Origin of the sequence: Brevibacterium sp. Mu109 (assembly GCF_900169375.1) — a bacterium.
GTDB classification, from domain to species: Bacteria; Actinomycetota; Actinomycetes; order Actinomycetales; family Brevibacteriaceae; genus Brevibacterium; species Brevibacterium yomogidense_A.
This window is the reverse complement of the sequence record NZ_FXZF01000025.1, coordinates 1-23,882: the sequence shown is the minus strand read 5'-3', so window position 1 is coordinate 23,882 and position 23,882 is coordinate 1. Positions and strand designations below refer to the sequence as shown.

Genomic DNA, 23,882 nt, shown 5'->3' with positions numbered 1-23,882 from the left:
TAACCACGGGCGGTTCAGGATCCGGTGACACGGGCGTGGAGCTCATCGAGCGCCTTCTGCAGCGACGCAGTGCCCGTCTCCTCGAAGAAGGTCGTCCGCAGCTGCTCGTTGAGTCCACCTGGAGTCTCATGGTCGCTGACGACCTGCTCCATGGGGGTGTTCGTGTCCTTGATCGCGGGGGAGAGCCCCGCGAAGAGGTCACGCAGGAACCGTTCCGCGTCTTCGCGGGGGACCCCCTGCGATTCCGCCCACGAGCACACGACTGCGAGGTACTTGAGGTAACCAGACACCGCGCCCGTCACGGACGAGAACACGGACAGGGCCGCTTCATCCGCTACCGGCAAGGTCCCGCCGAGCACGTCGAAGATCGCCGTCGCGGTCGGATGCTGCGGGGTGACCACCGTCGCGACGGCACGGTTTCGAACCGGCGGCATTGGAATGGCACGGATGACCGGGACATCAACGCCTACGGCGGCCCGGACCTCGGCGATGGTGACGCCCGCCAGGGCACTGATGAGGACGTGGGCGTCGCGGAAGGCGACCGGCTCGAGAACCTCTGCCACCTGCTCGGGCAGGACAGCGACGATGATCGTGTCCGCCGCATCTGCGACGGCCTGGTTGTCCGCCGCCACCGTCACCAGGCCGGGGAATCGCTGCGCCAGCGACGTGACGTTGTTCCGGCCCCGCGGTGAGAGGACTAGGGATTCCGGCGGCTCCTCAGCGCTGGCGAGACCTTCGATCATCGCCGCAGCGATCTCGCCGACGCCGATGAAGCCGATGGTTCCGCTCATGTGTCAGTCGTCCGTTCGAAGGGGGATCAGGGAGTGTCTTCAGCCTGCACGACCGAATGCCGCAGACGATCTGCGAGGGTTCGCGCCTTGTCGTTCTCGTCATCGCCGAATGCGAGGGAGAATCCGGAGGCCCATTCATCCAGCGCTAGGCAGAGCAGATGAGGCTCTGTTCGTCGGAGGTGAGAATCGTCATGATCTACTCCTGCGGCGTGATCCCACAGATGAGTGATGCATGGGGACCATTCGCCTTCTTCCACCGTAGCCGCGTTCATCAGCGTCGGATAGGGCGAGACGGCCGAAGAAGCAGGCGAGGTGGAGATACCCAGTCGCCTCGTCACACTCAGGGGCCTCAGGTGGGCGGGGTGTCGGCGAGGAACATTCCGAGATGCAGCGGAAGGAGCGCCGACCGGCAGAGGCCCACTGCGGCCCCATCGAATCGACAACCCGACTATGAGCACGAATCCCGAAACCACCGAGGACCTCATCGAGAGCCTCCAGAACCCCACCACCGGCAGGCGGTACTTCCGTCGCGTGGGCCTCGACCCGTGGGTGTTCGGCACCGCAGCGGTCCTGGCCATCCGTCTGTTCGTCGCCCGCATCTCCCGCGGCCGCAGCATCCGTCTGTTCGTCACCGGGGTGCTCGTCGTGCCGTCGGTCATCTCTCTCATGTGGTTCGCGATCTTCGGCGGCGGTGCGATCGGCATCCAGGAGCGGGCGGAACGCGGTGAGGCAGGTGAGGACAAGCTCGCCGAGGTCGTCGACGGCGTCCCCGACATCAACTTCGACCTGATCCTCTTCGACATGCTCAACGCTCTGCCGGTGTCAGGCTGGGCCGCGGTCGTCCTCATGATCGTCATGGGCGCGCTCAGCGAGAACGGCGCCGAGGAGCCCACCCGCAGGTCCGTCATCGTCTGGGGCACCGCCACCGGTGCCGTCGCCGCGGTCATGCTGCTCTTGTGCGTGTCGATCTGGATGACGAGGAGGCTGGGGAGGCTGCTGCCGCTGTGCCGGACCTCAGGATCGAAAGCTCACGACCCGAACCATTTCATCACTCGGAGTGTTCGGGTCGTGAGCTTTCGAATGAGACGCCGCGGATCGGGGGCCGCGACCCTCACCTCACGCGGCGCAGTGCCCCGATGAGGGCGTCCGCGTCGGCGGCCGTGTTGTACAGGTGGAATCCGACCCGGACGCGGCCGGCGCGCACGGCGGCGCGGATTCCGGCGTCGGCGACTGCGGCCTCGATCCCGGGGATCTCCAGTGCGAGGATCGCTGAACCGGACTCGTCCATCCCAGCCGCCTCCCGGACGCGGTCGGCCAGGCCCACGCAGTGCGCCTCGACCTCCTGCATGTCCAGTGAAGCCAGCCACGGCACGGAGATGCCCGACCCCAGCATCGGGTGCCACGCGGGGGAGGCGTCGAAGCGGCGGGCGTCCGCTGCGAGCAGCGGCGGGTGCTCGTACGTGTTCGCCCACGGGGTCTCGGAGGAGTACCACCCGGCAGTGTGGGGGATGAGGGTCGCTGCGAGTGAGTCGGTCAGCGCCATCCACGCGGTGCCGCGCGGCGCCAGCAGCCACTTGTAGCCGGAGGCCACCACAGCGTCCGCCCAGCCCAGGTCGATCTTCTTCCAGCCGACCGCCTGCGTCACGTCGATGACTACGCGCGTGTGCGTGCCGGCGACCGCACGTCGCAGCCGCTCGGTGTCGAGCACCCGTCCGTCGGCCGACTGCACGAGGCTCACCGCGACGAGGTCGAACGCCTTCTCCGGGCTCCTCGCGGATGCTTGAACCGCTTCCTCCACGGAAGCCTCCAGCGTCCCCGGGTCGAACTGCTCGACCGTGACTCCACGGGCCGCCTGCGTGGCGAATGGTGCGGTGACACTGGTGAACTCGCCACGCTGGACAGCGACCCGACCGCTGTCCGGAACCGCCGCCGCGATGAGCCCCACCAGCGCCGAGGTCGTCGAACCGATCGTCACGGAGTCGGTGGGCGCACCCACCAGTTCGGCGAAGGCGGAACGTGCTGCATCGACCGCCTCGTCGAAGGCGGACGTGTCCTGTGTGCCGGATTCCCAGTCGTCGAGCGCGGTGCGAAGCGCATCCGTCTGTCGTCGGGAGGGCAGGCCGTAGGTGGCGGAATCGAGGAACTTCTCTGCTCCGGCGAACTGCTCGCCCCAGATCTCACGCATATGCATCTCACGCATGCGGCGACGGTATCAGTGGCGCACGTCTCACCTGCGCATGTGCATCAGTTGAACGTTCACTTTGTATTCACTCACACACAGGTCTACCCTGTGAGGCAACCCACGTATCAGCATCCGGACTCCGGGCACTTCGTCGAGACCCGATGGAGGGGCGACAAGCCTCCCGGAGACGGATCACACGTTCGAAGGAACACGATGAAGAAATCGCGCGGCCTCATGCTGGCCTCCGCCGTCAGCGCGACGGCACTCGTCCTCACCGCCTGCTCGACCTCCACGACCGGAGGCGAAGGGGAAGGCGAGGGCGGCAGCACCGTCACCGTCGGCACCACTGACAAGGTGACGGTCATCGACCCGGCCGGCTCCTATGACAACGGCTCGTTCTTCGTGATGCAGCAGGTCTTCCCGTTCCTCCTGTCCTACACCCCGGGCACGGCGGAGACGGAGCCCGACATCGCGGAGTCCGCTGACTTCACTGATCCGAGCACGTACGAGGTGAAGCTCAAGGAGGGACTGACGTTCGCGAACGGCAACGAGCTCACGGCCTCCGACGTGAAGTTCAGCTTCGAGCGGCAGCTGGAGATCCAGGACCCGAACGGTCCGTCCTCGCTGCTCGGCACCGTCGAGTCCATCGAGACGCCGGATGACCTCACGGTCCAGTTCACGCTCAACCGCGAGAATGACCAGACGTTCCCGCTGGTGCTCGCCGGTCCTGCGGGTCCGATCGTCGACGAGGACGTCTTCGCTGCGGATGAGATCACCCCGGACCAGGAGATCGTCGACGGCGAAGCGTTCGCCGGCCCGTTCACGATCGATTCGTACTCGTTCAACGAGCTCATCTCCTACAAGGCGAACCCGGACTACCAGGGCCCGCTGGGCGAAGCGAAGTCCGAGTCCGTGCAGATGCGGTACTTCGCGGATGCGAACAACATGAAGCTGGGCCTGGAGCAGGGTGACATCGACGTCGCATGGCGTTCGCTGTCCGCGACGGACGTCGAGGACCTCGAAGGCAACGACGAGCTGACGGTCCACCAGGGCCCCGGCGGCGAGATCCGCTACATCGTCTTCAACTTCGACACGATGCCCCACGGTGCGGAGTCGGATGACCCGGACGAGGGCAAGGCACTCGCGATCCGCCAGGCGATGGCCGACTCGATCGATCGCGAGACCATCGCAGACCAGGTCTACAAGGGCACCTACACCCCGCTGTACTCCTACGTTCCGGAAGGCCTGCCGGGCGCCAACGAATCGCTCAAGGACCTCTACGGCGACGGGAACGGCGCTGCGGACGAGGACGAGGCGTCGAAGCGCCTCGAGGATGCAGGCGTGGAGACTCCGGTCGACATCAGCCTCCAGTACAACCCGGACCACTACGGTCCGTCCTCCGGCGACGAGTACGCGATGGTGAAGAGCCAGCTCGAATCGACCGGTCTCTTCAACGTCGATCTGCAGTCCACGGAGTGGGTCCAGTACGCCAAGGACCGCACGGAGGACCTCTACCCGGCCTACCAGCTGGGCTGGTTCCCGGACTACTCCGACGCGGACAACTACATGGTGCCGTTCTTCTACGACACGGAGGAGAGCCCGTCGTTCCTCGCGAACCACTTCCGCGACGAGGACATCAACACGAAGCTCGCCGAGCAGGGCTCCATCACGGACGAGGACGAGCGCGCGGAAGCGATCTCCGACATCCAGAACGACCTCGCCGAGCAGTTGCCGACCCTGCCGTTCCTGCAGGGTTCGCAGATCGCAGTGTCCGGCAACGACGTGACGGGTGTCGACGAGACGCTCGATCCGTCGTTCCAGTTCCGCCTCGCCCTGCTGGGCAAGTAAGAGCGGATCACGGTTCCCTGAACTGACAGCCGATGGGGTGGGTGCAGATGCACCCGCCCCATCGGCGTGACTGAATGGCTTCATACTCATGGCTGCAAGCGTTGAGAACCCTGTTCTCGCGGAGGGTCCGTCCAAGCCGCTGAAGAAGCAGCGCGCGTCCGGGTCCGGACTGGGGCGCTACGTCCTGGTCCGGTTCCTCCTCATCATCCCCACCGTCTGGATCCTCACCACGCTGGTGTTCTTCCTCATGCGGATCACCGGAGACCCGATCACCGCGGCACTGGGCGGCAGGCTCACCAAGGCCCAGCTGCAGGAGCGGATCGAGGCCGCCGGCTACGATCGACCGCTCATCGTCCAGTACTTCGAGTACATGGGCGGACTGCTGCGCGGCGACTTCGGCACCACGGTGTCGGACAACCGCCCCGTCACGGACCTCTTCCTCCAGTACGGCGCGGCGACCGTCGAGCTGGTGTTCTTCGCCCTCATCGTCGCCTTCGCCGTCGGCATCCCGCTGGGCATGCTCGCGGCCTACCACCGCGACCGGTGGCCCGACGCGGCCCTGCGCGTCTTCGCGATCCTCTGCTACGCCACCCCCGTATTCTTCGCCGGCCTGCTGCTCAAGCTGGTGTTCGGCGTGCTCATCCCGCTGTTCCCGGCATCCGGCCGTGCCTCCAGCAGCACGGAGCTGCTCATGTCCGGCGTGGTCGGCCCCACCCGCATCTACTTCATCGACGCGATCCGGATCGGCGACTTCGACGCGCTGGGGGACATCGCGTCCCACGCGGTGCTGCCGGCGATCGCGCTGGGTCTGCTGACCGCCGGAGTGTTCCTCCGGCTGGTGCGCACGAACCTCATCGGCACACTCGGCCAGCAGTACGTCGAGTCCGGCCGCTCGCGCGGAGTGAGCGAGTTCCGACTCGTCACCACCCACGCGTGGCGCCCCGCGCTGATCCCCGTCATCACGGTCATGGGCATGCAGATCGCGATGATGCTCGCCGGCGCGGTGCTGACGGAGACGACCTTCGAGTGGAAGGGCTTGGGCTTCCAGCTGGTCCAGTACCTGCTGAAGCGCGACTTCGTCGCCGTCCAGGGAATCGTCGTGATGCTCGCCGTCATCGTCGCGCTCACGAACTTCCTGGTCGACGTCATCGCCGCCCTCATCGACCCGCGAGTGAGGTACTGATGGACATTCTCAAGCGAATCCCCTTCCAGCGGCTGCCCATCATCAGCCACCTGCGCCAGGCCGTCGGCCTGCAGCGCGGCATGCTCATCGCAGGTCTCGTCATCTGCGCGCTGGTGCTCATCGCGGCGATCTTCGCGCCGCTCATCGCCCCCTACGGCTACGCCCAGATGTCCTATGAGGAGGGCGGCCGGTTCGGCGCCCAGCAGGCACCGAGCGCCGCCCACATCTGGGGGACCACGGTGGGCGGATACGACGTGTTCTCCCGTGTCATCTGGGGTTCCCAGACCGCGGTGAGCGTCATCATCGTCGCCGTGCTCCTATCGATCTTCATCGGCGTGGCACTGGGCCTGATCTCCGGATACATCGGCGGCTGGCTGGACCGGATCCTCGTCGTCATCGCGGACGCGGTCTACGCGTTCCCCTCGCTGCTGCTGGCGATCGTCATGGCGATCGTGATCTCCGGAGGTCAGTCGAGCGCGTGGGGCGGCATCCTCGCCGCGGCATTCTCGATCACCGTCGTGTTCATCCCGCAGTACTTCCGCGTGGTGCGTGCGGAGACCGTCCGCCTCAAGGCGGAGCCGTTCGTGGAATCGGCGATCGTGCTGGGCGCGTCGCGCACGCGCGTCATCACGAAGCACGTGTTCCGCAACGCGACTCGCACCCTGCCGCTGATCTTCACGCTGAACTCCTCCGAGGCGATCCTCACGCTGGCAGGCCTGGGCTTCCTGGGCTTCGGCATCGAGCCGTCGTCCGCGGCGGAATGGGGCTACGACCTCAACAAGTCGCTGGCCGACGTCACGAGCGGCATCTGGTGGACCAGCGTGTTCCCCGGCATCGCGATCGTCACCACCGTCCTGGGCATCACGCTCGTGGGCGAATCGATGAACGACCTCAACGATCCGCGTCTTCGCCTGCGCAGGCGTGCGGGATCGAAGAAGAAGTCCGCAGTGAAGGAGACGGCATGAGCACCGACGGCATGACCAAGGGCCCCGCCGCCGGGAAGGATCCCGTTGCCGGGAAGGACCCCGTCCTCCGCATCGACGGCCTCGACGTCACCTTCGCCACCGACGGCGGCGACGTCCATGCGGTCAAGGACCTGACGCTTGCGGTGGCACCCGGCGAGGTGCTGGCGATCGTCGGCGAATCCGGTTCCGGCAAGTCCGTCACCGCGCGCAGCGTCCTGGGGCTGATCCCGGAGACGGCGACGACGAACGGCGCGGTGGTCCTCCAGGGCAACAACGTGCTGACCGCGTCGAAGACCCAGCTGCGGAAGCTGCGCGGCGCGGACGTGTCCATGGTGTTCCAGGAGCCGTCGACGGCGCTCAACCCGGTCTTCACGATCGGCTGGCAGATCGCAGAGGGCCTGCGCGCCCACAATCCGAAGCTGGGGAAGAAGGAGATCCGGGAGCGGGTCGTCAGCGCGCTGGAGGACGTCGGCATCCCGAACGCCGCCGACCGCTACAACTACTACCCGCACCAGTTCTCCGGCGGTCAGAAGCAGCGCATCGTCATCGCGATGGCGCTGGCCCTGGGTGCCGATGTCATCGTCGCCGACGAGCCGACCACTGCGCTCGACGTCACCGTCCAGGCCGAGATCCTCGACCTGCTGCGCGACCTGCGCGATCAGCGCGGCACGGCGATCGTGCTGATCACCCACAACATGGGTGTCGTCGCGGACCTCGCCGACAGGGTCGCGGTGATGTACCGCGGCGAGCTGGTCGAGACCGCCCCGGTGAAGGAGCTGTTCGCCTCCCCGCAGGAGGAGTACACGCAGGCACTGCTCGCGGCGGTCCCGCGGCTGGGTGTCGACTCCCGCTCTGGTCCGGGCGGGGCGGGGGCGACTGCTGCCGCTCGTGCCGGTGCCACCACCGCCGAGGCGGGGGAGACGACCGCTGCCGAGGCTGGAGAGCCTGCGGCGGCAGGACGGCCCGCCGATGCCGGTGGGGCCACTGAGACCGCTGCCGTTGCCGAGGCCGTCGGCACGTTCGGCGAGCCCGTCGTCACCGCTCGTGGGCTGGAGATCGTCTACCCGGGAGGCATCGGCAAGCCCGACTTCACCGCGGTTGCCGGAGTCGACTTCACGGTGCACAAGGGTGAGGTGTTCGGGCTGGTCGGAGAGTCGGGCTCCGGCAAGACGACGATCGGTCGTGCGATCGCGGGGCTCACCACCGCCACGGGCGGGTCGCTGAATGTCCTGGGGTACGAGATGGTCGGGATGAAGGAGAAGACGTTCAAGCCGCTGCGCAAGCGGATCGGTTTCGTCTTCCAGGATCCCGCGGCGTCGTTCAACCCGCAGCTGACGGTCGGCCAGTGCATCGAGGAGCCGTTCGCGGTGCACCGTCCGAAGATGAGCGATGCGGACAGGCGGAAGGAAGTGCTGTCACTGCTGGACGCCGTCCAGCTGCCCACCGAGTATGCGAAGCGATATCCGCACGAGCTGTCCGGTGGTCAGCGTCAGCGCGCGTCTTTGGCACGCGGCATCGCGCTGGATCCGGAGCTGCTGGTGGCCGATGAGCCGACGTCTGCGCTGGACGTGTCCGTGCAGGCGAAGGTGCTCGAACTGTTCCGCGAGCTGCAGGATCGTCTGGGCTTCGCAGCGGTGTTCATCAGCCACGATCTGGCGGTGGTCGACATGCTGTCGGATCGGATCGGCGTCCTCTTTCACGGGGAGCTGGTGGAGAACGGGACCGGAGAACAGGTGCTCACGCGTCCGGATCACGACTACACGCGCAGGCTCATCGCGTCCCTGCCGGTGCCGGATCCGATCGAGCAGGAGCAGCGCCGTAAAGAGGCCGCCCGCCTCCGCGCAGCACTCTGAGGGGTGCCTTCCGAGGGCTGAGCCGTCACCTCAGCACGTTGAGCAGTCACTGTTCCCGCCGAGCCGTCACCTCAACACTTCGAGCCGTCACTCCTGCACGGAGATCAGCGATTCTGCGTGCAGGAGTGACGGCTCAAGTGCGCTGAGAGCGACGCCCACACTCTCCCCGTCGCTTTCTCCCGCGCGAGGCCGCCTCCACCCGCGAGGGACACCCCTACGGTCCGAGGGACGGGTGCGTGCGACAGTCCCTCGAACCGTAAGCCCGTCCCTCGGCGATGGGTGGCACCGCGCACCACCCCGCCCCTCACTCCTTCGAGTGCCGGAACCCCACCACGACCACCACGATGCCCACCGCTGCACCGATGACCGTTTCCACCGCCCGCGAGGTCACCAGCTGCCCCACCGCCTGCGGATGTGCGATCTGCGTCATCGCGAGGGCAAGGGGAGTGATGAACAGCAGTGCGAACGCGTAGTTGCGGCCCACGAACACCTCTGCGAGGAACTGCAGCAGGATCACCCACACGACCAGCTGCCACGGCTGCGACGGGAACGAAAGGATGAACGCGGTGACCACGAGGCCGCCCAGCGTGCCGACGATGCGATGCAGCCCTCGCTGCACCCGCGCAGTGCGGTGCGGTGGCGTGATCGGTGCGACGGCCGCGACCATCGCCCAATAGGGGTGGGAGAGCTCCGGCCAGAACGCCGTCGACACGATCCCCAGGACGCCTGCGATTGCCGGTGCGACCATGAACCGTGCGCCGTGCGCGGCGAGGTCGCCCGCACTCAGGCCGACCGCCAGTGTGCCGATGAGCTTGCCCCGCCGGCCTTCGCCCAGCAGGTGCGCGCCAGCACCCAGCAGCACGCAGAACGCCGCCGAGGCCCCCGCCACCGCCGCTGCCAGCCAGACCGGTGCGCCGTGCGGGATGGACCCCACGGCGGCGGTCGCGAAGATGAAGAAGATCGAGCCGGCAGGCGCCAGGCCCCAGTTCGCCGCGACGATCGCACCCACTCCGGACGCCACGCAGGTGACCGCGGTGAGGACCCACACGTTCGCCTCGAACTGGGAGAGCATCGCCCCGACCGTGACGCTGCCGGTCAGCAGTGCGCCTGCGATCGACTGTCGCATGACGCGTGAGCGCTGCATCTCATTGCGCGCGTAGATACCGGTGAAAGCGCCGAACGCCGCGTAGGGCGTGGGGTCTGATGATGTCTGTCCGCGCACAATCACCTCCATTGGCATATAACGCCAATGGAGGTGATTGTCGTGGCAACCCGGAATGTTGTTCTGAGTCAGCACCAGCACGAGCTTGTCGAGTCCCTGGTGACGTCGGGGCGACACCAGAACGCCAGTGAGGTGCTCCGCGAGGGGCTCCGTCTCCTAGAGCGTCGTGATGCGGAGGACGAGGCGAAGATCTCCGCTCTGCGGGAGGCCGCTGACCGAGGGAGGGAGGATCTCGCAGCTTGCCGCTGCGACGAGATCGCCGAGGATGATCTCGACGACTTCATCGGCCAGCTAGGCGCTCGAGCGGCAGCACGCGCGCAGTCGGCGGACTGATGGCCGGATACCGCCTCACGTATTTTGCCCAGAGTGGCGTCGCCTCGATCCTCGCGTGGTCTCACGAGCAGTTCGGTGCAGAAGCACGCGTGAGGTACGAGGCGTTGATCGTTGCGGCAATCCGTGACGCGGCGGCCTCGCGCAGTGACGTCGGCAGACACACAGCCCGCCCAGAAATGGGAGCTGGCGTATTCTCCTGGCATCTCTCGCACAGCCGCGATCGTTCGCCGGGTGGCGTGGTCAACCGACCGCGACACTTCCTGACCTGTCGCTATGACGGCGAGACATTGGTCACCGGCAGTGTCCTCCACGACGCCATGGATCTGCAGCGCCACGTCGACCCGCGGTGGACGTGGGACTAGCAAGGGCGTCGATTGGAACATGCGTTGATGCAACAGCAGAACTCGTTCTTCTCACAGTCCGCAGGGTGTCGACAGGCTCTGCACTCCGACCGCCGCGGCCTCGCGCGCCCCGCGCCTCCCAAGGCCACGTCATGAGCGCCCACACCACCGCGACGATGACCAGCTCCCACACGATGTAGACCGGCCATGGCCCCAGCACGTCGAGCACCGACGGGCCAGCAGGTGCGTGTCTCAGATACGCGTAGTTGGCACCCGTCAGCGCATTCGCACAGATCGCCACCAGCGCCCATCCGATCGCCGCGGCATACGCGACGCCGTACCCGCGCCACGTGGGACGGTACCCCAGCCCCCACACGAACACGATCGGCACGATGAGCGCGGCGATGTGCAGGAACCAGTAGGCCGCGAACTCCACGACGGGATAGTTGAAGTAGTTCAGATCCGGCGTGATGACGGACTGGAGGTTGAGCGTCAGTCCCCAGAAGTAGCAGACCGCGATCGCCCATCCGGCCCGTGTCAGCAGCGCGATCGCCGTGATGAAGCGCATCGCATCGGAGAACTGGAATGGCAGCGACTGGTCGATGTTCCACTGGCCGGGCATCATTCCCCACACGGTCCACAGCACCGTCACCGCCAGCATGGCCCATCCGGCCGTCCGCAGCAGGCGATCCTCGTGGACACTCCCGCGGATACGCCGAGCCACCATCACGAGCACCACGGCGAGCACCACCGTCACCCCGAGCACCGAGAGGTGCTCCGCTCCGTACGGGGTCATCTGCCCGATCGGTTCGACTGCGCTGTCCATGAGAGGAGTGTATGCACCGAACCGGCCTCCCGCGCCTAAGCTGTGACCATGGACCAGCCCGATCGCCGCAGACCCCCCGTGAACCGGTTCGTCAGAGCGGTGCTCGGCCTGTTCGCCGCCCCGCGGGTCAACATGCGTGAGGACTACGCGAAGGTCAGGCGTCTGCAGCGTCAGCTCGCTTCCATGCCGCTGCCGGGACCGCGCGTTCCCTTCCGCGAGGCCACCGTGGACGACGGCAAGCACCCGATCCCGGTCCGCGTGTTCAACCCGGTCGAGCGCAGCCGCGACGATGTCCTCCTCTTCTTCCACGGCGGCGGCTGGGTCACCGGCGACATCGAGAGCTACACCCCGGCCTGCGCGACGATGGCGGAGCTCACCGGTTGCGTCGTCGTCTCCGTCGACTACTGCCTCGCACCGGAGCACCCGTTCCCCGCAGGCCTCGACGACTGCCTGCACATCGCCCGGCTCCTGCTGGACGAGCCCCACCGCATCGGCGCCGACGACGCGAGCCGCATCGTGCTCGTGGGCGATTCCGCCGGTGGGAACCTCGCCGCGGTCGTCTCCCAGCAGCTGCACGCGGAGGGCCACGCGACCCCCGGACGCCAGATCCTCCTCTATCCCGTCACGCACTGGGACCACGACCCGCGGACCTCCCCGTTCGCCTCCGTGCGCGACCACGGGAAGGACTACCGCCTCACCACCCACGAGGTCCAGGACTACCTCGAGATGTATGTCCCGGACGCGCAGGCGCGCAAGGACCCGCGCGTCGCCCCGCTCATGGCCGATGACTTCTCCGGCCAGCCGGACACCCTCCTCATCACCGCTGAACTCGACCTGCTCTGCGACGAGGGCGAGGCGTACGGTCGAGCGCTCGAGGAGGCCGGCAACTCCGTGACCATCCACCGCGTCGACGGCGCCCTGCACGGGCCCCGCTTCTCCCGCTCGCTCCGACAGGCCTATGAGGTGATCAACGCGTTCCTCGATGCGGATGTCCCGGCGAACTCAGGCGCCGCCCCGTGACCCGCCCCGCCTGGGTGCGCCTCGACAACGCGTCGAACATCTTCCTCGCCGCTCGCAGCGATGCCGACCCCAAGGTCTTCCGCGTGAGTGCGGAGATGGACCACGACGTGGATCCGCTCCTCCTGCAGGCCGCGCTCGATGAGATCTACGACCGCTACCCGCTCTACCACGCGGTGATGCGCCGAGGCGTCTTCTGGTATTACCTGCAGGACAGCAGCCTGCGCCCCGCCGTCACCCCGGAGGAGGAGCACACCTGCGCCGCCCTCTACCAGGTCGACCGCCGCAATCTGCTGTTCCGCGTCGTCCACCACGAACGACGGATCTCGCTCGAGGTCTTCCACGCTCTGTCCGACGGCACCGGCGCCCTGTGGTTCCTCACCGACCTGCTGGACTCCTACGTCCGCCTGCGCCATCCCGAACCGCTCGAGCCGGGCGAATCCGATCCCGAGGCCCTCACCGTCGACCTGCCCGACGCCCCCGAGCAGGCATCGGACCTGCACGCCGACCCCAGCGAGGCCGCCGCTGACGCGCTGGGCCTGACTCCGGACAGCTTCGCGCACTACTTCCGCAGGCGCCGCCGCAAGGACGCGAAGTCTCAGAACACCCCCGCGCCCGAGGCCGCCCCCACTCCGCAGCCCTCCCGCCGCCCAGCCGGACTGGGCCGCAGGACGGTCCACGGCGTGCACCGCGTGCGGGGGACCAGGACCCCGGACAACCGGACGCGGCTGGTCGAGCTGAGCATGCCGGCGACGCAGGTGCTCGCGCTCGCCCGCGCGGAGGGCGTGTCGATGACGATGTACCTCACGGGCCTGTTCTTCGAAGCCGTCCGGCTGTCCTCGGGCGGACTGGGCAGGTCGCAGACGATCGCGGCGTCCGTCCCGGTGAATCTGCGCCAGTTCTTCCCGTCGAACTCGCCGCGGAACTTCTTCGCGACCGTCCGGGTGGAGCACACGTACGGCCAGGGTGACGACAGCCTCGGCGCCATCTGCCGTGGTCTTGAGGAGCAGTTCCGGCCCGAGGCCACCCCGGAGGCGCTCGAGCGCAAGCTGCGGCGGTTCATCCGCTTCGAGCGGATGCCGCTGCTGCGGATCCTGCCGCGCGGGATCAAGGACATCATTCTGGCGCTGGTCAACGTCGCCAACAACCGCGGGCTGAGTGTGGCCGTATCCAACCTGGGACGCGTGGCGCTGCCGGAGCCTGCCGAATCGCGTGTGCGACGCATGATGTTCCATGTCGCCGCGGTCCGCCCGCAGTTCTGCTCCATGTCGCACGACGGCATGCTCACGGTCAGCTTCACCTCGCCGTTCACGGAGACCGACCACGTGCGGGAGTTCGCGCGGATGCTGGCGGACGGCGGCGTCGACGTGTCCGTCGCCGCGACCCGCGTGACCGAGGCCGAGGTCGCCGGGGCTGCCGATCTCGCGGAGGTCCGCTCATGAGGCGCTGTGCGGACTGCTCGGTCGAGGTTGAAGGCACGTGGAGGACGTGTCCGCTGTGCCGAGCCGCGCTGGAGGGCGACAGGGGCGACGGGGGCGACAGGGGTAGCGGATCCGGCGATCCGTTCCCGGTGATCCCCCTGGACTTCTCCCGGAAGCGGGTGCTGCGGACGCTGTTCCTGACCTCGCTGGCAGTGGTCGTCCTGTCGTTCGCCGCGCAGCTGCTGTTCAACCGGGACGGCGATGGGATCGGCGTGCTGCGCTCGATCTGGCTGGGCGTCGCCGCGATGTGGCTCGTCGTGCTCATGGCGGCGCGCAAGCGACGCAACCTCGCGAAGGGCACCGTCTACCTGGTCGTGCTGGTGGGACTGTCCGTCACGTACTGGGACTATCTGACCGGCTGGCACGGCTGGTCGCTCACGTATGCGGTGCCCAGCCTCTGCGCCTGCTCGATCGTGGCCCTCATCATCACGGTGCGGGTGATGCGCATCGAGGTGGGGGACCACATCGTCTACACCGGTCTGGCGGTGCTGCTGGGACTCGCGCCCATCGGCTTCCTGGGCTTCGGGTGGGTCGACGATCCGCTGCCGTCCGTCGTGTGCGGAGTGCTGAGCCTGATCGCCCTGGCGTTCGTGCAGTTCGCGCGTGGTGCGGAGGCTCGCCACGAGCTGGGCAAGCGGCTGCACCTGTGAGGCGGGTCGAACGGTGACGGCGGCTGACGCCGCGCAAGTGCAACCGTGGAGGCGACAGGGCACATTGCCCTAGTGTGTATCGAATGGACCACGTGTTTCAGGTTGATGTGTTCGCCGACCCCGGGTTGCCCTCGCGAGCGGTGGCGCAGGTGCTCGAGACGAGACAGGAGGATGACTCCGAAGCGGAGTTCGTCCTGCACCACAACAGGCGGCGGATCCCACTCCGCGACGATGGAACCCTGGACATGGAGACGGTGAGGGAGTGGGCGCGGCAAGACGAAGCCGATCTCATGGTCATCGTGACTGAGATCCCGCGCCGTGCTGGCCGTAGGGTCAAGATGGTCGGCCTGCACTTCGCGGAGGGAGCTGCGATCATCTCCCTCCCCGCTCTCGGATGGTCCAACGTGGTGAAGAACCTCCGCGCCGCGATGTCCGATTCGCTCGACGCGCTCGCCGCGGACAAGGTGCCGGGCAGCGGCGATGCGCGCATCGAGTACGGGGAGGTGCACGAGCAGGATTCGGAGACGGGCCGGTCGGTGTACATCGCCTCGCCCTGGTGGAGGCCCGGCCGTCTGCGCCTGGTGCTGGGGATGGTGCGGACCAACGAGCCCCTCGCAGCGGTGACGAAGCTGTCGGGTGTCCTGGCAGCGGCCGCGGCGACGGGGGCCTTCGGCATCTTCTACTCATCGATCTGGGAGATGGCCTATGCGCTGCCCCCGTGGCGACTGAGCGTCATCGCGGTGACAGTGATTACGACCATGGTGCTGTGGCTGCTCGCCGGGAACCGACTGTGGGAGCGGTCGCGGCAGCTGGGCAGCCCCCGGGAGGCCGCGATGTACAACGCCTCGACGGTGGCGACTCTGTTCGTCGCGGTCGCCGCGCTCTATGCCGTGCTCTTCGCGGGGATCCTGCTCGGCGGGCTCATCGTCATCGAGGCGGGCTTCATGTCCAAGACGATCGGCGTCGAAGTGTCGCTGTGGAACTATGTCGACATCGCGTGGTTGAGCGCCTCGATGGGCACTGTCGCCGGCGCACTCGGTTCCAACTTCGACAGCCCGGATGATATCAGTGAGCTCACGCACGGACGGCGTCAGGCCCAGCGATTCCGACAGCGGCAGGAGGATGCGGAGTAGGCCTCCGCGTCACCGGGAGGGAGCCAGCACTCGGGTCCGGATGACGGACGGCGGGAATAGTGGCCCGGGCGGGGTGTTGTGCGACACATGAAGGCGAGTGCATACACAGAGCCCGGTGGTCCCGACGTCCTCGAAGTCATGGAGCTTCCCGACCCCGTGCCGGGTCCCGGCGAGGTGGTCATCCGCGTGCGCGCAGCGGCGGTCAGCCCCACAGACACGATGCGCAGGGTCGGCATGCGCGACGTCGCGGGTGCTGAGCCGCCCTACGTCGTCGGCATGGATGCCGCCGGCATGATCGAGTCGATCGGTTCGGACACGGACACGGACCTGGAGATCGGCGACGCGGTCATGGCGATCGTCGTGCCGAACGGATCCCACGGCGCCTACTCGGAGAAGATCGCGGTGCCGGTCGAATCAGTCGCCCGCATCCCCGACGGCGCCTCGCTCATCGAAGCCTCGACGCTGCCGATGAACGGGCTCACCGCCCGCCTGGCGCTCGACAAGCTCAACCTGCCGGCCGGCTCGACGATCGCGGTGACGGGTGCGGCCGGCGCGTTCGGCGGCTACTCCGTGCAGCTGGCGAAGGCGGACGGTCACACGGTCGTCGCGGACGCATCGGAAGCGGATGAAGAGCTGGTCGCCTCCCTGGGTGCAGACGTCGTGCTGCGCCGCGGCGAAGGATTCGCCGCCGCAGTGCGGGAGAAGTTCCCCGAGGGCGTCGACGGCATGATCGACGGTTCCGTGCAGCTGGACGAGATCGTCCCCGCTGCGAAGGACGGCGCCACGATCGTGACGATCCGCGGCGACAAGGGTGAGCGCGAGCGCGGCGTGAAATTCTGGTCGATCGTCGTGAGCAAGTACGCGAAGAACCCGGAGGAGCTGGATACGCTGCGCCAGCAGGCGGAGGACGGCGTCGTCACCCTGCGCGTGGCAGAGGCGCTGCCGATGGACCAGGCGCCGGAGGCCCACCGCAGGCTCGAGGCCGGGGGAGTGCGCGGACGCATCGTCCTGGAGTTCTGAGGCCTCCCGACTACCGTGGGCGCCCTCGCAGCCGCGAGGGCGCCTTCGTGATGAGAAGGCGTCTTCGTTTCACGACCTCATAGGGAACACTGGTGGGTATGCGTATGCCTGCTCTCCGCTTCTCCGGGTTCACCCGGGAGACGTTCGTGTCCCTCATCGTGGTGGGCTGTGTGCTGGTCTTCGCGCTGCCGATCGTGCTGGCGATGTGGCCGTCGCAGCAGCCGGCAGCCCTGCCGAACGGGACGACGCTGGACTATTCGCGGGCGGAGCTCAGCGATGTCGACCTGGCTGACTGCGCCGCGGACTGGATCGATGCGGACTCCCACTGCGGCCAGGCGACCGCCCACCTGGACGACGGCGGGACGCAGAACATCGGCATCATCCGTGAGGGCTGGGTCGCGGGTCTGGAGGACGGCGATCGGGTCGTCGTCCAGACGGCGACTCCGGTCCAGGGCGACGTGCTGCACTCGTTCCATTCGGTGGAGCGCGGCACCTCGCTGCTGATCTTCGCGGCGATCACCCTGGTGCTGGTCGCGCTGAGTGTGGGCGGCAAGGGTCTGCGCGCATTCGTGTCGCTGCTGGTCTCTGCCCTGTTCATCTGGCTGTTCCTGGTGACGGGAGTGCACGAAGGCGGCAATCCTCTCGCGTACTCCGCCGTCACCTCCGTGCTGGTGCTCACCGTCGTCCTGCACTTCACCCACGGGTTCGGGGCGAAGACGATGGCGGCGTGGGCGGGCACCGTCGTCGGCGTGGGCACAGCGATGCTCACGGGGTGGATCTTCTCCTCCGTCGCACGGCTCACCGGCATCACGGACACCACATCCGCGTCCGTGTTCGTGACCGGGGATATCGACCTGTCCGTGCTGGCGCTCGCCGGTCTGCTCATCGCGCTGATCGGCATCCTCAATGACATCACCGTCGCGCAGGCATCCGTCGTCTTCTCGCTCTTGGGCTTCCAGGACGCAGGAGGCCACGACCACGGGGGCGGCGAGGCAGGTGCCGCACCCACGACACGGCGCAGCCTTCGCCGACGTCAGCCGTCGCTCATGAAGCGGGCGCTGGATGTGGGGCAGGACCACGCGGCGAGTGCGATCTACACGGTGAGCTTCTCCGTAGTGGGTGCGAGCCTCGCGGCGTTCGTCGCGGCGAAGTCGTTCGGGATGCCGGTGTGGGCGCTGATGCAGTCGGAGGCTGTCGCGTACACCATCGTGCAGCTGCTGGCGGGCATCGTGGGTCTCACGGTGACGATGCCGGCGACGACGCTCTTCGCGATCTGGTTCGCGAAGTGGCTGCGGGGGACTCCGGGCCACAGCGAATCGGCGTCGCACGTCTGACAGCTGAGCGGTCCCGTGTTGTGTGGTGACATTCCCTTGTAGTCCGAGGACCGAGGTGGAAGCCTCGGGAGAGAACCATCGGTCTGCGGAAGGGAACATCATGAAGGCATGGCTCATGGACGAGGTCGGTGCGGAGCTGCGGCTGGAAGAGGATCGGGCGAAGCCCAGCCCCGGCCCCGGCGAAGTTCTCATCAAGGTCGTCGCAGCAGGTCTCTGCCACAGCGATGTCGGGTACCTCGAAGGAGTCATCCCGATCATCGTCGACCTGCCGATGGTCCTCGGTCACGAGGTCACGGGCATCGTCGAAGAAGTGGGCGAGGGCGTCACAGAGTTCGCAGTCGGGGACGAAGTCGCACAGGCGGTGAAGGCGACGGATGCGCCAGGTGTCTCGCGCGACGGCGGGTACGGCGAGTACGTCATCGGCAACGTAGAGATGCTGGTGCACAAGCCAGCCGACGTGAGCTGGTCGCAGGCATCGGCGGCGACCGATGCCGGAGTGACCTCGTATTCCGGTGTCGTCGTGCACGGCGGCATCACGAAGGGCATGCGCGTCGGGATCCTCGGTCTGGGCGGCCTGGGGATGACCGGAGCTCGGATCGCTGTCGCTCAGGGTGCAGAAGTCATCGGCATCGAGCCCCGCGAACAGGTGTGGGAGGCTGCCAAGGAGCGCGGCGTGTCCCGCGTCGTCAAGGACGTCAGCGAACTGGCGGGTGAAGACCTCAACGTCGTCGTCGACTTCGCCGGGTTCGGCGATACCACCGTCAAGGCGATCGACGCGGTGAAGTTCGGTGGGACCGTCGTCCTCGTCGGCATGGGGAAGCTGGAGTTCGAGTTCTCGTCGTTCGACTTCATCACCCGCGCGATCAACCTGCAGGGATCCACGACCATCGGCAGGCGCGAGGATCTGGAAGCAGTCCTGAAGATGATTGCAGACGGCGACCTGGTCATCGAGTCTTCGGACATCGCGTTCGACGAGATTCCAGACGGGATCGACCGTCTGGCGAAGGGCGAAGTCAGCGGCCGTCTGGTCGCGCGCTACGACAGCTGACAGCCGCAGTCCGAGCTGGCCGCACTGAGCGGAGCCCGATGAGTGCGGCCAGCTCCGATACGCGGGACGTGGTCGGTCTCTATGCGTGCGAGTCCACCGCATGGCGTCTCGCTCTGCGCGCTGTGATCTCGACTGGCTTGCGCTGTGCCGCGGCGATGTAGTCGCTCCCCTGGCTGCGAGCGACAGGAGAGCAGACGCTATGTCTGTGCCAGGAGCTATCGTCCTGAGGCATGACAGAGATCTCCGATGCGGCGGTCCTGCTGCCGAGCTGGGTTGAGTATGTGAGTGCGCTTGCGCCTGCGCTCGCTGTGCTTGCCGCGGCTGTGGCCGCAGCGATCGCTTTCGTCAACTATCTCCGCCAGCAGAAGACCGATAGGGAGGCGAAATTCTGGCGTCGTCTTGAGTGGGCGATTCCGATGTCCTCATCAGAAGACCTCGTCGACGCCAACATGGGGATGAGCGTCCTGACGGCGATGGCCACAGATGAAACTCTGGCCGTAGACGACGGTGACCTTCTTGATGTGCTCAGTGAGGAAGTGCTCAACAAGGTCAGTTCGAACGCGTACGCACCGCCTGTCCGCGCCGGCGACGGAGGTGAGTCGTGAGGGCTCCTCCCAGCTTCTTCCGGTACTGTCTATCCCACGAAAGCGAGGTGGATTGATGGCTATTCCCGCTACGCATCGATCAGAGTCGCACCGCAAAGCTCAGGCGGTCGAGAATCAAACAAGGACTTTCACTATGACTGACGGTCGTCAGATCGAGTACACGCTTGATGGTGAGCGTCGTCTGCTCCAGAAGACAGATCGCTTACAGCGAGTGCTGAAAGAGCGCAAAGTGAAGTGGAAGAGGTAGCGCGCCACGCACGTCGTCGACACGCACCGCACCACCGAGGCCCCACGATCCCGGATCGTGGGGCCTCGCTGGTCTGCGTTCGGGTGAGGGCGTAACCGTGCGTCAGCCTCGCCAGTAGCCGAGGTAAGCGTCGATGTCGTTGTTGAAGTCGATGGCATGGAGCGACTGGTCCATGCCGCTGCTCGAATCCCAGTTCTGGTGCCAGATCTGACCGTCCCAGTAGATGCCGATGTGGCCGTACGCGGAGGTGTCCGCTCCCTCGCCCCACACCACGATGTCGCCGTTCTCGAAGTTCGTGTCCGTGTTCCAGGAGAAGCCGTTGGCCGCCATCTGCTGGCCGCCGGAACCGCCCGCCTGGTAATCGATCGCGTTGCCCCAGGCGCCGTGGTCGACGCCGTAGACCTCTTCGAGGAGGATGGAGATCGCGCTGACGCACTGGCCGGGGTAGCTGCCGTTGCTGTTCGCGAGGGTCTGCCCCGCGTAGTGGTTGAGGAAGTCGCTGGTGTTGTCGAACTGTGCAGACGCTGCGGGCTGGACGGCTGACGCCGATGCGCCGCTGGGGGCGCTGCCGGTGTCCGCAGCGGCTGCGGAGACCGAGCCTCCCACCGCAGCGGTGACGATGAGTGCAGTCGTGGCCAGCGGAGTGCTGATCGCCTGGCGCAGTTTCATGGTGTGCCTTTCTTCAGCGGTGATGAGAGCGGGTGCCCTCACCAGCCACGATAGAAGGAGCGCTGTGACCTGGGTCAATGGCGAACTGGCGGTCTCCACCGAATGATGTCGAAGCGCTCACCGGTCACTCAGCGGTGAGGAACGAGACGTTCGCATGCTGTTCACCGCGCCCCCACGAACTCCCGGATCGCCGGCATCTCACGCCGCGACTGGGACAGCCCCATGCGATGCGCCGCCGCCAGCCGGGACAGATCCCGAGTGCCGTTGCCCACCGGCATGCGGTCCGGCGTGAACACGTATGCCCTGCCCTCGCGCTCCAGCTCGAAGACGCGCTCGCGTGTCTCGTTGTAGCGCTTCCACCGTGTCAGCAGGGCGTCGGCCAGGGTGGGATAGCGGCGGAACCAGCTGCGGTAGAACCCGGGGAAGCGCTGCGGCTCCTTCGCGTAGTCGCGCTCCTGGGTGAGGATGATGACGAAGGTCTCGAAGCCCTCGCGCTGTGCCTGGCTGAGCGCGATCCCGCCGTCCTCGCCCATCGCGCCGTCGACGTAGACGTGTCCATCCAGGTGAAGGGGCGGCATGAGGATGGGCATGGTCGAGGATGCGCGCACCCGGACCATGAGGTCGTCCATGTGCGGCATGTCCGACTTCGACCACACGACGTCCTCGCCTGATTCTGCATCGAACGCGATGACCCGCAGGTCACCGGGGTTCGACAGGAACGACTCCCAGTCGTAGGGGAGCGCCTGGTCGGGGCCGCCGGAGTTCTGGTAGATGTACTCGGCGTTGAAGAGTCCCTGCCCGCGGGCGAAGGTGCGCAGATCGCCGAACTGCTCATCGGCAGAGAACTCGACGAATGAGCGCCGAGCCCGGCGAGCATCGCGAGACAGATAGTTCGCGGTGTTCGTCGCTCCCGCGCTGACCCCGGCCACCCAGTCGAAGGACAGGCCAGATTCCAAGAGCGTGACGACCATGCCGCTGGTGACAGCGGCCCGCATGCCACCCCCTTCGAAGATGAGCGCGGTGTCGTCGATCCGTGTGGGGGCAGCCGCAAGCGTCATGCCCGCCATCCTAGACACGTGCAGTGCGCGCGGACACGTGCTCGGTGACCCGGACTACGGTGGGGTCACCGACCAGACCAGCCACAACAGCCGCACCAGAACGACCCGATCAGCAGAGGAGCGCAGCCATGGACATCATGATCCGCCCGGGTGACATCACGCAGGAGGAGACTGACGCGATCGTGAATGCCGCGAACTCCGGTCTGCTGGGCGGCGGGGGAGTGGACGGTGCGATCCACCGCGCAGGCGGCCCGGACATCCTCGCCGCATGCCGCGAGCTCCGCGACACCACGCTGCCGGACGGACTTCCCGCCGGACAGGCGGTCGCCACGACCGCTGGAAAGCTGCCCGCCTCCTGGGTGATCCATACCGTGGGCCCGGTCTTCGCAAAGACGGAGGACCGCTCGGAGACGCTCGCCTCCTGCTATCGCGAGAGCCTGCGGGTCGCGGTGCAGGTGGGCGCTCGCAGCGTCGCCTTCCCGGCGATCTCCGCCGGCGTCTACGGCTGGCCGATGGACGATGCCGCTCGCATCGCAGTCCAGACCGTGCAGGACACCGCCGCCGAGGTCGCAGAGACTGTCGAGACCGTCGTCTTCGTCCCCTTCGGAGACGAGGCGGAGAGAGCGTTCCGGGATGCTCTCGGCGACACGGCTGGAGGGACGAAGGCATGAGTGAAAGTGAGCGTTCTGGTGCCTGGGCAGCTCAGCTGATCCGCGCGACATACGGCGAGGGCGACCGTCGCCGTGATGAACAGTTCGTGGAGAACGCGTTGTTGGCGTGGTTGAGGCTGGAGGGGAACAGCCGGAGGTTCTTGTCAGAGCTTGGTGTAGCAGAGATTGGCCGCGAAGCAGTCGTGATCGACGCTCAGGTCAGCGATGAGGATCCGAGTCTGGGCAGGGTGGACATTACTTTTCATCATTGCGAATCGTCGACCCGTGTTGAGCTGAAACTTCGTGCGGCACTGACTCCGGCCCAAACCGGTGACGACTACGCTGACTTCTTCATCGTCCCCCGTGGACGTGTTGCGGCCGTTCGGAGCCAGGTCGACGGTGAGGTGGTGGCGTGGGAGGACCTGTTCGAGCGCTTAGCGAGCTCGAGTCCGGACGTTGAACTGGAACGCCTGCGTGCCTTCTATGAGGGAATGGCGTACGGAACGAATCCCGTCGAATGGCCGAGCGACCTCGACCAGCAGCGATTGGATGAACTTCGAAGTATCGCTCGTTCATCAGTGGGTGAGTTTGCGCTGCAGTGTGCGGGTGGATCGATCACGTGGAATTCAACCGACTGGTTCACATGCAACAACAAGGACGGCAGCGAGCATCGAGCGCTCGATCTCAAGGAGAACACCTGGTGGTGGTCTTGGTCGGACGAGGCATGGACCTGGGAGCCGGATAACGAGAGCCGGGGATCTGAGTCCGCGTTGACTGAGCTCGCGCAGGCGATGAATGAGCTGTGGAACACCACCGTTCAGTCTGGACTCGCTGCTTCCACTAGGGGCCGTTGGGATCGCGACCTTCGGCTCAGCGACGAGGACGGGTGCCAGTTCGGCCGATACTTCTGGTGCGGCGGATATGCCGTCGAGGTGATGCTGACCTTCGGTTCGTATGACGACGCGCGAGTTATCGGTCTTGTGGTCTGGAGCGGATCCGCCGAAGCGGGCTGGGACCTCGAAGGCGAAGCATGGTGGCCCAAGAGCGCGAACGCACCGGTCGACGGTTGGCGCAGAGAACTCGTTGAGGCTGCCGCGCACTGTGCGGAGGGGGCCCTGGATAGCGCGTTCGGTTCGCTCGAGTTTGCGGTGGTCCCAGACGACGAGTAACCAGGACGGTCTGTTCGACCACCGACGCACCCACACCGAGCAGGCGTTCCGGGTGGCGAGTGAAGAGCAGTGAATACAGATGAGGGCGGCCCGCGCACGGGCCGCCCTCCTTGTCATCCATCGTCAGTTCGGTAGAGCCCCATAGAGTGGTGTAACGCACAGAGGCCCGGACACACCCACCCGGATGTAGACGCGGCCACCGTGTGATCCTTCGAGTCAACCTTCCAAGAATCCTCGAATAGGAGTCATCACGATGA

At 66.7% G+C, this 23,882-nt stretch carries 22 protein-coding genes; 16 read left to right on the top strand and 6 right to left on the bottom strand.

Annotated features, from left to right (window positions below; all coding sequences use genetic code 11):
• Nucleotides 1–14: 14 nt before the first annotated feature.
• Nucleotides 15–791: an NAD(P)-binding domain-containing protein gene (locus BSP109_RS13600; RefSeq protein WP_101601319.1), complete on the bottom strand. Its 777-nt coding sequence runs from the start codon at nucleotides 789–791 to the stop codon at nucleotides 15–17.
• 450 nt (nucleotides 792–1,241) lie between these two features.
• Here BSP109_RS13600 and BSP109_RS17925 point away from each other — a divergent pair, with 450 nt between their 5' ends.
• Nucleotides 1,242–1,931 (top strand): BCCT family transporter, encoded by a 690-nt coding sequence (locus BSP109_RS17925; protein ID WP_101601318.1) that lies wholly within the window; start codon nucleotides 1,242–1,244, stop codon nucleotides 1,929–1,931.
• Here the strand turns inward: BSP109_RS17925 and BSP109_RS13590 are convergent.
• Nucleotides 1,903–2,991 carry an aminotransferase class V-fold PLP-dependent enzyme gene (locus BSP109_RS13590; protein ID WP_219618556.1) on the bottom strand — a complete coding sequence of 363 codons (1,089 nt, stop codon included), beginning with the start codon at nucleotides 2,989–2,991 and terminating at the stop codon, nucleotides 1,903–1,905. The two genes, BSP109_RS17925 and BSP109_RS13590, sit on opposite strands and share 29 nt — an antisense overlap.
• A gap of 195 nt (nucleotides 2,992–3,186) precedes the next feature.
• Here BSP109_RS13590 and BSP109_RS13585 point away from each other — a divergent pair, with 195 nt between their 5' ends.
• The 4 genes from BSP109_RS13585 to BSP109_RS13570 all read left to right on the top strand — a co-directional run bounded on the left by BSP109_RS13585 (nucleotide 3,187) and on the right by BSP109_RS13570 (nucleotide 8,822).
• Entirely contained in the window at nucleotides 3,187–4,821 is a 1,635-nt protein-coding gene (locus BSP109_RS13585; protein WP_101601315.1) for an ABC transporter substrate-binding protein, read from the top strand.
• 88 nt (nucleotides 4,822–4,909) lie between these two features.
• Entirely contained in the window at nucleotides 4,910–6,004 is a 1,095-nt protein-coding gene (locus BSP109_RS13580; RefSeq protein WP_101601313.1) for an ABC transporter permease, read from the top strand.
• Nucleotides 6,004–6,969 carry an ABC transporter permease gene (locus BSP109_RS13575; protein ID WP_101601312.1) on the top strand — a complete coding sequence of 322 codons (966 nt, stop codon included), beginning with the start codon at nucleotides 6,004–6,006 and terminating at the stop codon, nucleotides 6,967–6,969. Before BSP109_RS13580 ends, BSP109_RS13575 begins: the two co-directional genes overlap by 1 nt.
• An 11-nt stretch (nucleotides 6,970–6,980) precedes the next feature.
• The gene (locus BSP109_RS13570; RefSeq protein ID WP_101601348.1) at nucleotides 6,981–8,822 is read left to right on the top strand and encodes an ABC transporter ATP-binding protein; all 1,842 of its coding nucleotides are present in this window, start codon (nucleotides 6,981–6,983) and stop codon (nucleotides 8,820–8,822) included.
• A 304-nt stretch (nucleotides 8,823–9,126) separates the two neighbouring features.
• On the opposite strand, the gene BSP109_RS13565 is transcribed toward BSP109_RS13570, so the two are convergent.
• A complete protein-coding gene (locus BSP109_RS13565; RefSeq protein WP_180959743.1) occupies nucleotides 9,127–10,044 on the bottom strand; it encodes an FUSC family protein in 918 nt (305 codons plus the stop codon).
• 27 nt (nucleotides 10,045–10,071) lie between these two features.
• Between BSP109_RS13565 and BSP109_RS13560 the strand changes: the two genes are divergently transcribed.
• Nucleotides 10,072–10,377 carry a type II toxin-antitoxin system ParD family antitoxin gene (locus BSP109_RS13560; RefSeq protein ID WP_219618555.1) on the top strand — a complete coding sequence of 102 codons (306 nt, stop codon included), beginning with the start codon at nucleotides 10,072–10,074 and terminating at the stop codon, nucleotides 10,375–10,377.
• 291 nt (nucleotides 10,378–10,668) lie between these two features.
• On the opposite strand, the gene BSP109_RS13550 is transcribed toward BSP109_RS13560, so the two are convergent.
• The gene (locus BSP109_RS13550; RefSeq protein ID WP_101601306.1) at nucleotides 10,669–11,544 is read right to left on the bottom strand and encodes a TIGR02206 family membrane protein; all 876 of its coding nucleotides are present in this window, start codon (nucleotides 11,542–11,544) and stop codon (nucleotides 10,669–10,671) included.
• 48 nt (nucleotides 11,545–11,592) lie between these two features.
• On the opposite strand from BSP109_RS13550, the gene BSP109_RS13545 reads away from it, so the two are divergent.
• The 8 genes from BSP109_RS13545 (at nucleotide 11,593) to BSP109_RS13510 (ending at nucleotide 19,832) form a co-directional block, all read left to right on the top strand.
• Nucleotides 11,593–12,564 (top strand): alpha/beta hydrolase, encoded by a 972-nt coding sequence (locus BSP109_RS13545; RefSeq protein ID WP_101601346.1) that lies wholly within the window; start codon nucleotides 11,593–11,595, stop codon nucleotides 12,562–12,564.
• Nucleotides 12,561–14,003, top strand: a complete 1,443-nt coding sequence (locus BSP109_RS13540) for an alcohol acetyltransferase (RefSeq protein ID WP_101601304.1) — start codon at nucleotides 12,561–12,563, stop codon at nucleotides 14,001–14,003. The genes BSP109_RS13545 and BSP109_RS13540 overlap by 4 nt, the downstream gene beginning before the upstream one ends.
• On the top strand, nucleotides 14,000–14,692 hold the full coding sequence (locus BSP109_RS13535) for a DUF6320 domain-containing protein (RefSeq protein ID WP_101601303.1): 693 nt from the start codon (nucleotides 14,000–14,002) through the stop codon (nucleotides 14,690–14,692). The genes BSP109_RS13540 and BSP109_RS13535 overlap by 4 nt, the downstream gene beginning before the upstream one ends.
• An 83-nt stretch (nucleotides 14,693–14,775) precedes the next feature.
• The gene (locus BSP109_RS13530; RefSeq protein ID WP_101601301.1) at nucleotides 14,776–15,825 is read left to right on the top strand and encodes a hypothetical protein; all 1,050 of its coding nucleotides are present in this window, start codon (nucleotides 14,776–14,778) and stop codon (nucleotides 15,823–15,825) included.
• Between the two features lie 87 nt (nucleotides 15,826–15,912).
• A complete protein-coding gene (locus BSP109_RS13525) occupies nucleotides 15,913–16,845 on the top strand; it encodes an NADP-dependent oxidoreductase (RefSeq protein WP_101601299.1) in 933 nt (310 codons plus the stop codon).
• Nucleotides 16,846–16,943: 98 nt separating this feature from the next.
• Complete coding sequence (locus tag BSP109_RS13520) at nucleotides 16,944–18,179, top strand: YibE/F family protein (protein ID WP_146001164.1); 1,236 nt, start codon at nucleotides 16,944–16,946, stop codon at nucleotides 18,177–18,179.
• Nucleotides 18,180–18,279: 100 nt separating this feature from the next.
• Entirely contained in the window at nucleotides 18,280–19,227 is a 948-nt protein-coding gene (locus BSP109_RS13515) for a zinc-binding dehydrogenase (protein WP_219618554.1), read from the top strand.
• Nucleotides 19,228–19,457: 230 nt separating this feature from the next.
• The gene (locus BSP109_RS13510; RefSeq protein ID WP_101601296.1) at nucleotides 19,458–19,832 is read left to right on the top strand and encodes a hypothetical protein; all 375 of its coding nucleotides are present in this window, start codon (nucleotides 19,458–19,460) and stop codon (nucleotides 19,830–19,832) included.
• A gap of 349 nt (nucleotides 19,833–20,181) precedes the next feature.
• On the opposite strand, the gene BSP109_RS13505 is transcribed toward BSP109_RS13510, so the two are convergent.
• Together BSP109_RS13505 and BSP109_RS13500 are read right to left on the bottom strand one after the other, a co-directional pair.
• Entirely contained in the window at nucleotides 20,182–20,748 is a 567-nt protein-coding gene (locus tag BSP109_RS13505; RefSeq protein ID WP_101601294.1) for a hypothetical protein, read from the bottom strand.
• A gap of 161 nt (nucleotides 20,749–20,909) precedes the next feature.
• On the bottom strand, nucleotides 20,910–21,806 hold the full coding sequence (locus tag BSP109_RS13500) for a patatin family protein (protein ID WP_101601292.1): 897 nt from the start codon (nucleotides 21,804–21,806) through the stop codon (nucleotides 20,910–20,912).
• 128 nt (nucleotides 21,807–21,934) lie between these two features.
• Here BSP109_RS13500 and BSP109_RS13495 point away from each other — a divergent pair, with 128 nt between their 5' ends.
• Together BSP109_RS13495 and BSP109_RS13490 are read left to right on the top strand one after the other, a co-directional pair.
• Nucleotides 21,935–22,477: an O-acetyl-ADP-ribose deacetylase gene (locus BSP109_RS13495; protein ID WP_101601291.1), complete on the top strand. Its 543-nt coding sequence runs from the start codon at nucleotides 21,935–21,937 to the stop codon at nucleotides 22,475–22,477.
• The gene (locus BSP109_RS13490; RefSeq protein ID WP_146001163.1) at nucleotides 22,474–23,625 is read left to right on the top strand and encodes a hypothetical protein; all 1,152 of its coding nucleotides are present in this window, start codon (nucleotides 22,474–22,476) and stop codon (nucleotides 23,623–23,625) included. The genes BSP109_RS13495 and BSP109_RS13490 overlap by 4 nt, the downstream gene beginning before the upstream one ends.
• Nucleotides 23,626–23,882 lie beyond the last annotated feature (257 nt).